Here is a 12790-nt window from a genome sequence, read left to right on the forward strand (position 1 = left end):
TTATTCCTCGGGAGCAGCAGCATCTTCAGGGTTGAGAGTTTTTTCATTGCCATCTTGATCAATCAACTTAGCTACTGTTTGTTCAGCTGCTGTTAACTTCTTTTCGAGATCGCGACTAAGCTTAACTCCTGCCTGAAATTCATTCAAGGCATCTTCTAAAGGCACATTACCACTTTCCAATTTATTAACAATTTCTTGTAACTCAGTTAATTGTTCTTCAAAATTATTTTTCTTTTCTGGCATTTTCTTCTCTCCTAATATCTGTTACTTTAGCACTAGCTTGACCATCTTTAAATTGTAATTTTAAGACTTCATTTACTTTCAATTGAGCTACTGAGGTTACGGTAGTTCCTGCTTCATTTTCAGTATAAACATAACCACGACTAATGGTTTTTAAAGGACTATTATCGTCTAATTTTTGTTCTAAACCGGCAAACTTATTACGCTGCTCCTTGAGATAATTAAGCATGACCCGATTGAGATTTTGACGTAAATATAATGTTTGTTGTCTAATTTGCTCTAATTGCTTTTGAGGACCATTAGCCCACAATTGCTGTTTAAGTAGATTATACTGAGCTTGTTTTTGATTAAGAATATTATGTTGCGCCTGAAAAAGTCGTTGCTTTAACATATCAACTCTTTGAATCGGCTCATCATAAATACGACTTGGATCACGCAACACAGGTGAATTTTTTAATCTTTTTACTTGTTCCGCCTTATTACGGATAATCCCTTGCATTGAAGCTACCAAGCGATTACGTAATTGGCTAATCTGAGTAAGTACTTCCACCAAATTCGGGGTTGCATATTCAGCAGCAGCAGTTGGTGTTGCTGCTCTTGCATCTGCAACCAAATCAGCTAATGTCGTATCAGTTTCATGACCAACAGAGGAAATAACCGGCATCTGCATGGCGAAAATTTGGCGCACTACCTTTTCTTCATTAAAAGGCCATAAATCTTCTAGTGAGCCTCCTCCACGACCGATAATAACCGTGTCGTATTTCTTCCCACTGGCTGCAATTTGTTGCAAAGCGGCTACAATAGTATCCGCTGCATCATCCCCTTGAACTTTAGCTGGAAATAAATCAATTTCTGCATGAGGGAAGCGACGATTTGCCGTCACCATAATATCATGAATAACCGCGCCTGAAGCACTAGTTACAACAGCGATACGATCAGGAAAACGTGGAATTGGCTTTTTATATTCAGAATTAAAAAGGCCTTCTTTTGCCAATTTCTCTTGAAGTTGGCGTAATTGTTCATACAAGGCACCTAGACCTGCTGGTTCCATAGTCTGGGCATAAAATTGATAAGAACCTTGCGGCCCATATACTCCTACATACCCACTTACATAAACCTTCATCCCTTCTTCAGGTTTAAACTTTAATTTTTCAAAGAATGATTTAAACATTACAACATTAATTTTTGATTTTTCATCTTTTAAAGAAAAATATTGGTGAGAATTCATTCGAAAACGAAAGTTCGAAAGTTCTCCCTGAAGATAAACCTTATGTAGGTAAGGATCATTTTTAAACTTCTGTGAAATATAGTAATTTAAATCGCTAACTTTTAAATAATTTGAACTATCGACCATCTACTTGGTACTCCGTTAAAATAATTACTTGTTTCATTAAACTAGCTACGGTTAAAGGTCCAACTCCTCCTGGAACTGGAGTAATGGCTTGGGCTTTTTCGAAACATTCCTCATATTCAATATCGCCCATTAATTTTCCTTGCTCACGGTTCATACCTACATCAACTAAAATTGCTCCTTTTTTAATCATTTCACTAGTAATTAAATGTGCTTTACCAACATCTGAAATGATTAAATCAGCTTGCTTGGTTAGTTGCTCTAAGTTAATAGTTTTGGAGTGAGCAATAGTAACCGTAGCATCACGATTCAATAATTGACTAGCAATTGGTTTACCCACAATCAGACTTCGTCCAATCACTAAGACATTCTTACCAGAAACATTAATCTTATAATAATCTAGTATTTCCAAAATTCCACGCACAGTAGCAGGTAAGATATCGCTTGCTCCTTGCCAAGCTAGACCTTGATTATAGGGATGAAAACCATCTGCATCTTTAGCCGGTTCAATCGCCTTAACAATCGTTAAAGGATTAATCTGCTCAGGTAATGGTAATTGCACCATAATCGCATTTATTTTGGGGTCTCGATTAAGCTCTGCTATTTTTTGAAGCAATTCTACTTCAGTTACACTACTTGGAAATTTAATAGTGATTTCGTTAATTCCTATTTTTTTTGCTAGATTTCTTTTCGCTCTTAAATAGATTGTACTTGCTGGATCTTCTCCCACTTCTATTACGCATAAAGTTGGAAAGATATTTTTTGTTTTTAGTTCTTTTACCTTATTTTGCAAAGATTTGGATAATTGTTGAGCAATAATTTTGCCATCTAATCTTAATGCCACAAGTTCACCTCATAAAAAAAGCCGACTTTTCAGCCGACTTAATTATTTTTCATCAATAAAGTTACCTAAGACACCATTAATAAATGCCTTTGACTTTTCTGAAGAAAATTCTTCGCCAAGATTCAAAGCTTCATCTAAAGCTGCAACTGGTTCAATTTGTTTACTATTTTTGATTTCATACAAACCTAATTCAAGGATTGCACGATCAATTTGAGCCAATCGTTCAATTCGCCATCCCGACTTTAAATACTTACTAATTTCTTCATCCAAATCAGCTTTTTGACTTAAAACACCTTTGACTAATTCTTGAGAAAAATCAGGAAGATCTTTGAGATCTAAAGCTCTTTGGGTACGTGAAACTATTTCGTCGTAATCTAAGTCTGGTTCTTGATTAGCTAAATAGAGAGCTTGCAAGGCTATCCGTCTCATTTCATGTTGGGTCATTTATCTGTCAGCCTCGCTATCTTCAGTTGAGGAAAATAGTGTATCGGCTTCTTCAACCTTATCATCTTCAGAAACAAGACCAACTACATGAATATTAACTGCCTTTAAAGCTAAGTCAGTCATTTGTTGTAATTGAGCGACTAATTTCTTTTGTAATTGAACTGCTACTTTAGGAACATTAACGCCATAGTCAAGATAGACATAAATATCGGCAGTTAATTTATTGTCTTCAACACTTAAAGAAACGCCTTTACCTCGATTTGAATGACCAAAAAGAGAATTTAAGCCACTACGAAGTGACCCGCGCATATCATTAACGCCGTCTACTTTTCTAGCAGCAATTCCTAAAATGACTTCAAGAACACTCAAATCAACTCTAGTTTCATCGCCATTGTCATTGCTTGATAAAAGAATTGTTGAATTATCAGCCATAATTTACCTCGAAAATATAATCAATTAATTACTTGTTTGCACGAGATACATAAGTACCATCGGCAGTATTAATAGTTAAGATATCACCTTGATTAATAAAGAATGGTACGTTAACTACTAAACCAGTTTCCATAGTTGCTGGTTTACCACCACCGGAAGAAGTATCTCCTTTTATATTAGGTTCAGTTTCTGCAACTTCCAAGTCAACAGTATTTGGTAATTCAATACCTAAAGTTTCACCTTCATGAGTAATAACATTAACTTGCATATTTTCCTTTAAGTATTTTGCTTCTTCTTCAATTTGAGCATTAGGAATTTCAAGTTGTTCATAAGTGTTATTATCCATGAATACGTAACTTGAACCATCATTGTAAAGATATTGCATACCCTTAGTTTGAATATCAGCAGTATCAACCTTTGCAGTTGAACGGAAAGTATATTCTTGAACAGCACCAGTTCTTAAACTCTTAAGTTTTGAACGAACAAATGCACTACCCTTTCCTGGCTTAACGTGTTGGAATTCAACAATACGCCACAAATCATTGTTGTATTGAATAGTGAGTCCATTTTTGAACTCATTAACGGAGATCATTGTCATGTTAAATTACCTCATTTCTATCTAATATTATATTACCAATCTTGCTCTATTTTTAGCAACTCAAACCATTAAAATTAAGTTTAAATTTAGCTTTTTTATCACAGGCGTAAACCTTACTTATTATACCAAATGATAAGATTAAACTAAAAATAATTTCTAAATCCGGTCATCTTCTTAACAAAAAAGACTGAATGCCTTAAACATTCAGTCTTTAAAAATCAAAATATTAATTATTTTGCTTCTTCAGCTGGGTAAACAGAAGCTGGGTAAACAGAAACTTGTTTCTTATCTCTACCCAAACGTTCAAATTTAACAACACCATCAACTAATGCGAATAAAGTGTCGTCACCACCACGGCCAACATTCTTACCTGGGTGGATCTTAGTACCACGTTGACGGTAAATGATTGAACCTGCGTGGATTTCTTGACCGTCAGCACGCTTTGCGCCTAAACGACGACCAGCTGAGTTACGACCATTGGCAGTTGAACCACCACCCTTGTGGTGGGCAAATAATTTAAGTGCTTCAAGATTATTAATCATCATATTGTTTCACCCCTTAATTAAGCTTCGATGCTTTCAACAGTCACCTTAGTGTAAGGTTGACGGTGGCCATACTTAGTGTGTGAGTGCTTCTTAGGCTTGTACTTGAAAGTTACAACTTTCTTTTCCTTACCTTGCTTGTCAACTTTAGCAACAACCTTAGCACCATCAACTACTGGAGTACCAATCTTAGTTGACTTACCATCGTTTACAAGAATAACTTCATCAAAAGTTACCTTTTCGCCTGGTTTAACTTCAAGCTTTTCAACAAAAATACTATCGCCTTCAGCAACCTTGTATTGCTTACCACCGGTTTTAATAATTGCGTACATTTGTACACCTCCGAAATAAATACTTAGACTCGCCACTTGAGGTGAGATTAACGCTAATCTTCTTACTTACCTTAAGTGCGCGGTTGCAGATGTGAGGTTTCCACAAATACAACTCCTTTAGTTTACTACTGTTATGCAATTTACGCAATCTGTAATAAATAAAAAAATGCACCTAAGTGTATTTTTTATAGTCCCCATTTACCACCATGGACACTTACTACCGTATCCGTGATTATAAAGGCATTATCATCAATCTCATGAATCTTACTAATTAGTGGACCATAGTCACGGGTATCCACCACTATTAAAATTTGTTGCTTATCTTCTTCACTATATCCACCAACAACATTATAGACAGTCAATCCATCATATTCTTTCATGAGCATGTCTTTAATCTCTTCAAAATGATTATTACTCATAATACGCACTTGGTATTTTCGATCAAAACCTGCTTCAGCAAAATTCATTGTAATAGCAGTTACTACTTGAGAAAATGCTGCTAAGAAAAAGGCATTTAACCCATCTACAAAAATATTGAGGAAAATAATTATCATATCAATACATAGTAGTGAAATAGCCGGATTAATAAAGAAGTATTTCTTTATAATCATTGGTGGAATTGTCGTACCACCACTAGAAGCATTAACACGATATAAAAGTGAAACCCCTAACCCCATTAAAGCTCCACCATAGATAACCGCTAAGAGGTCATTATTAGTTACCTTAAAACTTGGGGTAATTTCCATTAAAACAGGCAAAAGAAAACTTCCAAGTGCGACATTTTTAGTAGTAGTTTTACCTAAAAAAATCGCTGCTAGAATTAGCATCAAGACATTTACGATAAATACTGTAATTGAACGATTAATACCCCAGACCGCATCTACTAAAATAGAAATACCCGTTGAGCCTCCAGCGGCTATATTTATAGGTCCATAGAAAAAGTTAATTGAAATTGCAATAATTTCTAAAGCAATTAAAAACACAATCCATCTCATCCAGGAACGTTTTTTAAGTTTTTTTGTCATCTCAGCGTCCTTTCTGATTAAAATCTTTCTATAGATAGTTTATCGATAAAGTGAGACCTTAAGCAAGTTTAAACAAAAATCTTATCAAATTATAAAAACACTAATTAAAGTGCAATACATTAGGATCAAACGTTGCTGTATTTTTTACTCCAGTATAGAGCATCATTTCAGCTAATTCTTCATTCATCTTGAGAACCTTTTCCTCTACGGCTTCACTGCCTTGATCAAGCAAACCACGCAAGATAGCACGTCCTATTAAGACACCGTCAGCCCCAAGTGCTAAGGCCTTATATGCATCATAGCCAGTCATAATTGAACCGTCGACAAAAATTGTCATTTGACTATTACCTAAAGCTTTTTTAATTGCAGGTAAAACTTTTAACGGTGGCACGCCAAAGGGTAAACGACCATGATGATGTGACACCACAATTGCCTGACAACCAGCGTCCCGAGCCTTTAATGCATCTTGCACAGATAAAACTCCTTTAGCAACAAACGGCACATCAGCAAAAGCTGCATATTTGGCTAAGTCAGCTTGAGTTATTGGTCCCAGCTCAATGCCATCAACTACATCATATTTGCCATTAGTTCCTGGCACGTGATCAATATCAATTCCAACTACTGCACCAGTTTCTTGAGCAACTTTTATCTCATCAAAAATACGATTATGATCAGCAAAAGGCTTAATAATTCTAACGGTATCGCTACCTTCGGCAACGATATCACGGTATTCACTATTTTCTTCCATCCCGATCCAATTTAAAACATTTAAATTTTTAGCAGCTTCTGCTTTTTCTTGCATCGGTTTACGACTTTTATCATCTAAAACCTTATTTAAATGAGAAACCGCAGCTAAATTAATTGGTGAAGCATATTTTTTACCAAAAAATTCTGTTTCTAAATTTGGTTCTACCGCATCAATAATCCGCATCTCTACCAAAATATTATCAAGATAAGCACGGTTATGAACATTAGCATCTTCTGCCTGCCCACTAGTCACCGGAATCATCCCTTTTGGACCAGGCCAGGGACTTTTAATTTCTTTTTCTTCTGGTGCATCAAAGTTATGCCTTGAGGCGCCAGTTGCAGAATCAATTTTCTTACTCATTATCTTTTCCTTTCTTAGTAAATACTACTTTATCTTAATGTTTTACCTTTATTTTACTGCCAAAAAGTAAAAATTTCTGGTAAAAAGATGGGCATGTTCTTAAAAATGAGCTATAGTTAACTTATAAAATAAAAAGTGAGGAATTAATTATGACTAAATATACTGTTAAATTAACTGAAGAAGATCTTCAAATGATTAAAGATTGTCACTCAAAGAACCCATCAATTATGAAGGCTTTAAGTGAAGCTAAAAAAGAAGACTAATTTTAGTTTTTTATGTGCAAAAGGGATGTTAATAGTAACATCCCTTTTTTCTTATCTTTATTTATAACTATGTTAAAATAATTTATGTAAGCGTTTGCTGAAAGGAGTAGCTGAAATGCAAGTTTATGAAAATGACTTTGGAAAAATAAATCATGATTCAGTAACTCGTTATACCATTGAAAACGATCATGGTATCAGAATGAGTGTCTTGAATTATGGCGGAATTTGGCAAGAATATTCAATTCCTACAAAAAATGGTCAGTTTAACTTATTATTGGCCGGCGACTCAATGGCGGATTATTTAAAAGCCGGATACAGTATTGGACAATTAATTGGACCGGTCGCTAACCGCACTAAGAATGCTGAATTTGAAATTGATGGTAAAACTTACCGAATTCAAAAAAATGAAGGCAATAATAATATTCATAGTGGTGACAAAGGCTGGCAAAATCATTTTTGGGATGCCGAAGCTAAAGTATTCAAAGATAGTGGTCAAGTAGTTCTGCATCAAACATTTTCGCCTGATAATGACGGAATGCCTGCTACAACAGATATTTATGTAGTCTACACTTTAGATAATTTAGATCGTGTCACTATCGATCTTTATGGTCAAAGTGATGGTCCTACCCTCTTTAATCCTACCAGTCACACTTATTGGAATCTTAGTGATACCGATAAGACAATTGAAGGTCAAAATTTAACGATCAATTCTAACTATCATTTAGCTGTTGATAGTGAAAAGTTACCTACTGGAGAATTAATAACTAATGCCGGTCAAGGTTATGACTTTAAAAATGGCAATTCATTGAAAGCTGCTCTTAGTGAAATGAATAAAACTAAAGAAAAGGGTTATGATGATTTCTTTGTAGTTAAGCCAAGTTCAACTTACGGTTATGAGCCAATTGCAATTTTAAGTGATCCAAAATCAGGACGCGAAATGCGGATGTATTCTGATCGAAATGCCCTAATTATGTTTTCGGCAAATGGTTTACCTCATGATGCACCACTCAACCATACTGGTAATTGGGCTGCATTAGCCTTAGAAGCACAAAATCTTCCTGATGCTACTAATTATCCTGAATTTGGCGATATAACTTTACGTCCTCTTGCACCAGTTCACCACCAAATCCATTACGAAATTAAATATTAATTATTTAAATAAAACGATAAAAAAAGATCGCTTAGAAATATTTATTCTAAGCGATCTTTTAGTTTTCTACTCTAGTACTATTAAGCCATTCTTTCTTTAATTGCTTCTAGAGTCATTTCACTAGTATCAGCAAACTTAATGTCAGCATTCTTAAGGCTTTCACCAATTCCAATAGATAATTCTCCAGCCGCATTAATTGCCGCAATTCCAGCTTGTGCATCTTCAATTCCTGCAACTTGATCAGGTTTCAAGCCAATTGATTTGGCTGCTTCAAGATAAATTTCTGGATCTGGTTTACCCTTCTTTAAATCAGCTGGGTTAACAATTCCCTCAAAATAGTCAGTTAATTGTAATTGCTTCAAAATTTTTGGAGCATTTTTTGATGCTGAAGCTAAGGCGATTTTATAATTCTTAGCTTTTAATTTATCTAAAAAGTTTTTGATGCCAGGCAAGATATCAGCTGGGGTTAAAGTATCAACTAACTTAAGGTAGTTATTATTCTTTTCTTCAGCCAAAGCTTCTTTTTCAGCTTGAGAATAATCATTTTCATGGCCACCGGCTTTAAGAATTAATTCTAAAGAGTCCATGCGGCTAACACCCTTTAAGTTGTTTGCTAACTCATCTGTCCACTCAGTACCAACCTTTTTAGCAACTTCATTCCAAGCTTGACCATGGAAACGTGCAGTATCAGCAATAACACCATCTAAATCAAAAGCAAAGCCCTTAAGATCTTCAAATTTCATTAATATGCCTCCAGACTTACTTTAATTCGAGTTTCTTACCTGCTAAGTCAATCGTAATTGGATCACCTGAGATTAACTTAATATCAGTACCATTCTTATCAACTTTAACTTCTAAGATACGGTCACGGAAGTTTTGACGGAACTTGTATGAATTCCACTTCTTAGGAAGGAATGGTGCATAGTGTAATTCTCCATTACGGACACGCATACCAGCAAATCCTTGAACAATATCAAGCCAGCTACCAGTCATTGAAGTAATGTGTAAACCATCAGCAGTATCATTGTTGTAGTTATCTAAGTCAAGACGAGCTGAACGTTCATATAATTCAACAGCCTTATCTTCGTAACCAACATCAGCTGCAATAATTGAGTAAACTGAAGCAGATAAACTTGATTCATGAACAGTAAATTGTTCGTAGAAGTCAAAGTTACGCTTCTTTTCTTCCTTACTAAAGTCATCGATAAAGTCCCAAAGACCTTGAATAACATCACCTTGTTTTACATATGGTGAACGCAAGATCTTATCCCATGACCAGTGTTGGTTCAATGGTAATTGATCACTTGGAATTTCAGAAACAGGAGTTAAATCCTTATCCATGAAGCCATCATTTTCTGGGAAGATCTTCTTGTCTGGATCGTATGGAAGATACATATTGTCAACGATGCCCTTCCATTTACGTTTTTCATCTTCAGTAACATTTAACTTTTTAGCTACTTCTGGATCAACTTGATCAAGAATGTCTAAAGTATATTGAAGAGTCCAGCGGCAAAGTAAGTTAGTGTACCAGTCGTTGTTTACGTTGTTGTCGTATTCATCAGGACCAGTTACGGCATGAAGCATGTACTTATTCTTGGATTGTGAGTAGTGTACACGATCTGCCCAGAAACGAGAAATTTCAGTTAAAACTTCAGCACCTTCATGAAGTACGTATGAACGATCACCAGTGTAATTAGTGTAAAGGTAAATTGCATAAGCAATATCACCATTACGGTGAATTTCTTCAAAGGTGATTTCCCATTCGTTGTGACATTCAACACCATTGAAAGTAACCATTGGGAATAAAGCACCATCTAAACCTTGTTGTTTAGCATTAATAAAGGCTCCATCCAATTGGTTGTAACGATACATTAATAAGTTACGTGCAACTTCTGGATTAGCAACACCAAGGTAAACTGGAATACAGTATGCTTCAGTATCCCAGTAAGTAGCACCACCGTATTTTTCACCGGTAAATCCTTTAGGACTGATATTTAAGCGGTAATCTTGACCATAGTAAGTTGAGAAGAGTTGGAATAAGTTGAAGCGGATACCTTGTTGAGCACCTTCATCACCATCAATTTCAACATCTGATTTTTCCCAACGACTTGCCCATTCTTTAATATGAGGAGCAAGCAAACCGTCAAAACTTTCTGCATCTAAAGCATCACTTAATTCGTCAAGGTAGTTAGTGATTGCTGATTCTGAGTCAAAATCTCTTGAAGTAGCTACGATTGTACGCTTTTCGAATTCTGCGGCTGCACCAGCTGCAATTGAACCTTCAAAGATATTTTCAACTGATTTTTCGTTTACACGATCTTCTTTGTGACTTAAATCAGTTTTGGTAGTTGACTTCATCCCCACAGTAAATTGAGGAGTACCAAAATCATTCTTCTTAGTCATTGAAACTAATTCAGTATGATCACCGTCAGCTTTTTTAGCTAAAATGTTCCAGAATTGTTCGTCGTAGTTAGCATCTTCATTGTAAACATCAGCGTCAATCATACTTGAAATTTCGATCTTAGCTTCAGAACTACCCAAATTATTGATCTTAATTCTTTGACCTACTAATTCTTTTTGGGTCACACTAACAAAACGTTCAAAACTAAAACCTAATTTAGTTCCACCAATTTCAACATTAAAGGTTCTAGTGAAAATACCCTGCTTCATATCCAAATCTAATTTGAAATCTGAAGGAGTTTGTTTAGCAAGATCAAGTTGTTCACCATTAACTTTAATAATTACTTTCATAAAGTTAACCGCGTTAATCATCTTACCAAAGTATTGTGGGTAACCATTCTTCCACCAACCAACACGGGTCTTATCAGGGAACCAAACACCACCTAGGTAAACACCTTCTAAAGTATCACCAGAATATCCTTCTTCAAAAAAGCCACGCATACCAAGATTTTCATTGGCTAAACTAGTGATGGATTCTTGAATACGTTTATCTTCAGGACTCCATTTAGTAGTTGTAACGTGCCATGGAGCAATATCAAATGTTTGTTTCATTTTTTTGTTCCTTCCTACTCGTAATAAACTATCTATAATTTTATTTTACTTCCATATTTTACTCAACAAAAGTTTCACGAATTGCACCTACTGAAATTGCAGCTAAAACCATTGCAATTGCACCAGCAATGAACATATTAGTTTGTGATCCACCAAGTAATGGGAATAAAACAAAACTAAGAAGTGAAGCAACGATTTGTGGTAGACAAATTGAACCGTTGAATAAACCTAAGTAAGTACCCATGTGCTTACCTGATAATGCATTAGTAACAATAGTTAATGGGTAAGTATTAATTGCAGCCCATGAAATACCAACTAAAGCATAAGAAATAATTAAAAGCCATTGGTTAGTAATAAAGAAGATTGAAATAAAACCAACTGCACCAGCAGCTAAACTACCAGCATAACCAACTTTGTGATATTTATTTGGTACTTTTGCCAAAACAAATGACCAAATAACAGCAGCAATTGATTGAACAGCAGCTAAAACACCGTACCAGTTACCAGCTGCTTGGTATCCTGCACTAGTTGCGTCAGTAGTATGCCAAACATTTTTAGCAATAGCACCAACTGAATAAGTCCAAAGATATTGGAAAGCAAACCAGCAGAAGAATTGAACTAAAGTTGTAGTCCAAAAGGCCTTGGGAGCTTTACGAAGTAAAGTAAACCAGTTACCGCCTTCTTTGTTATCTGCTTCTGTAATACCATGATATTTAGCATAGGTTGCTGGATCATATTCATGAACGCGGAAAACACTAAATAAAGTGGTAATAATTAAGATGGCAGCACCTACATAGAATGAAATAATAACTGATTGTGGTACTACACCCTTTTTGGCAACATTAGAAACACCAAAGTAAGTTAATAGGAATGGGAAAATTGCGGCTAAAACTGCACCAGTGTTTGACAAGAAACTTTGAATTCCGTAAGCATAACTCTTTTGGTCGTCATTAACCATGTCACCAACCATCATCTTAAATGGTTGCATGGCAATATTTGATGAAAGATCAAGTAAAGCCACAGTAATTGCACCAAACCATAAGGCAGCAAGTGAGCCATAACCAAAACCAAAACTACCCGCATTTGGTAATAAGATCATTACGATCACGGCAATAATTGAACCTAACAATAAATAAGGTAAACGACGTCCACCTAATTTTGGTAACCAGGTCCGATCTGATAAAGAACCAATAATTGGTTGCACGATCAAACCAGCTAGTGGTGGCAAAATAAAGAACCATCCTAAACTATCCGGATTTGCCCCAATAGTTTGGAAAATTCTACTCATTTGTGAACTTTGTAAAGTAAAAGCGATTTGTACGCCCAAGAAACCAAAGTTAATCATCCAGATCATTTCTTTAGTAAGCGTTGGCAAGCCAGTACTTTTAGTTTGCTTATCCATAAAATCTTCCTCCAATCTAGAAAGTAACTGTAAGCGTTTACTAACAT

Annotated in this window: 14 protein-coding genes and 1 other annotated feature; of the genes, 1 reads left to right on the plus strand and 13 read right to left on the minus strand. The window is 35.5% G+C overall.

The features are described from left to right. The 10 genes from LrDSM24759_RS01540 to LrDSM24759_RS01585 form a co-directional block, all read right to left on the minus strand. Window positions 1–243 carry an exodeoxyribonuclease VII small subunit gene (locus LrDSM24759_RS01540; protein WP_117117738.1) on the minus strand — a complete coding sequence of 81 codons (243 nt, stop codon included), beginning with the start codon at window positions 241–243 and terminating at the stop codon, window positions 1–3. Further along, a complete protein-coding gene (gene xseA, locus LrDSM24759_RS01545) occupies window positions 224–1594 on the minus strand; it encodes an exodeoxyribonuclease VII large subunit (RefSeq protein WP_117117739.1) in 1371 nt (456 codons plus the stop codon). The genes LrDSM24759_RS01540 and xseA overlap by 20 nt, the downstream gene beginning before the upstream one ends. Then, on the minus strand, window positions 1584–2435 hold the full coding sequence (locus LrDSM24759_RS01550; RefSeq protein WP_117117740.1) for a bifunctional 5,10-methylenetetrahydrofolate dehydrogenase/5,10-methenyltetrahydrofolate cyclohydrolase: 852 nt from the start codon (window positions 2433–2435) through the stop codon (window positions 1584–1586). Before LrDSM24759_RS01550 ends, xseA begins: the two co-directional genes overlap by 11 nt. Window positions 2436–2477: 42 nt before the next feature. Then, window positions 2478–2879 (minus strand): transcription antitermination factor NusB, encoded by a 402-nt coding sequence (nusB, locus tag LrDSM24759_RS01555; protein WP_117117741.1) that lies wholly within the window; start codon window positions 2877–2879, stop codon window positions 2478–2480. Further along, the gene (locus tag LrDSM24759_RS01560; RefSeq protein WP_117117742.1) at window positions 2880–3311 is read right to left on the minus strand and encodes an Asp23/Gls24 family envelope stress response protein; all 432 of its coding nucleotides are present in this window, start codon (window positions 3309–3311) and stop codon (window positions 2880–2882) included. Window positions 3312–3339: 28 nt separating this feature from the next. After that, window positions 3340–3909: an elongation factor P gene (efp, locus tag LrDSM24759_RS01565; RefSeq protein ID WP_117117743.1), complete on the minus strand. Its 570-nt coding sequence runs from the start codon at window positions 3907–3909 to the stop codon at window positions 3340–3342. 230 nt (window positions 3910–4139) lie between these two features. Further along, window positions 4140–4454 carry a 50S ribosomal protein L27 gene (gene rpmA / locus LrDSM24759_RS01570; RefSeq protein WP_117117744.1) on the minus strand — a complete coding sequence of 105 codons (315 nt, stop codon included), beginning with the start codon at window positions 4452–4454 and terminating at the stop codon, window positions 4140–4142. Between the two features lie 17 nt (window positions 4455–4471). After that, window positions 4472–4783, minus strand: a complete 312-nt coding sequence (rplU, locus tag LrDSM24759_RS01575) for a 50S ribosomal protein L21 (protein WP_117117745.1) — start codon at window positions 4781–4783, stop codon at window positions 4472–4474. 15 nt (window positions 4784–4798) lie between these two features. Next, window positions 4799–4878 (minus strand) — a sequence feature (ribosomal protein L21 leader region). A 90-nt stretch (window positions 4879–4968) separates the two neighbouring features. Continuing rightward, window positions 4969–5808 carry a YitT family protein gene (locus LrDSM24759_RS01580; RefSeq protein WP_117117746.1) on the minus strand — a complete coding sequence of 280 codons (840 nt, stop codon included), beginning with the start codon at window positions 5806–5808 and terminating at the stop codon, window positions 4969–4971. A gap of 100 nt (window positions 5809–5908) precedes the next feature. Beyond that, a complete protein-coding gene (locus tag LrDSM24759_RS01585; RefSeq protein WP_170133348.1) occupies window positions 5909–6916 on the minus strand; it encodes an alpha-hydroxy-acid oxidizing protein in 1008 nt (335 codons plus the stop codon). A gap of 378 nt (window positions 6917–7294) precedes the next feature. Between LrDSM24759_RS01585 and LrDSM24759_RS01595 the strand changes: the two genes are divergently transcribed. Beyond that, window positions 7295–8329 (plus strand): aldose epimerase family protein, encoded by a 1035-nt coding sequence (locus LrDSM24759_RS01595; RefSeq protein WP_117117748.1) that lies wholly within the window; start codon window positions 7295–7297, stop codon window positions 8327–8329. An 80-nt stretch (window positions 8330–8409) separates the two neighbouring features. Here the strand turns inward: LrDSM24759_RS01595 and pgmB are convergent, their stop codons facing one another. From pgmB to LrDSM24759_RS01610, 3 genes are read right to left on the minus strand one after another with little or no spacing between them, the layout of a single operon-like run. Further along, window positions 8410–9072, minus strand: coding sequence for a beta-phosphoglucomutase (gene pgmB / locus LrDSM24759_RS01600; RefSeq protein WP_117117749.1), 663 nt, complete (start codon window positions 9070–9072; stop codon window positions 8410–8412). A gap of 16 nt (window positions 9073–9088) precedes the next feature. Continuing rightward, window positions 9089–11341, minus strand: a complete 2253-nt coding sequence (locus LrDSM24759_RS01605) for a glycoside hydrolase family 65 protein (protein ID WP_117117750.1) — start codon at window positions 11339–11341, stop codon at window positions 9089–9091. 58 nt (window positions 11342–11399) lie between these two features. Next, window positions 11400–12743, minus strand: coding sequence for an SLC45 family MFS transporter (locus tag LrDSM24759_RS01610; RefSeq protein WP_117117751.1), 1344 nt, complete (start codon window positions 12741–12743; stop codon window positions 11400–11402). Window positions 12744–12790: the final 47 nt, after the last annotated feature.

The organism is Lactobacillus rodentium (genome assembly GCF_003423665.1).
Lineage (GTDB): Bacteria > Bacillota > Bacilli > Lactobacillales > Lactobacillaceae > Lactobacillus > Lactobacillus rodentium.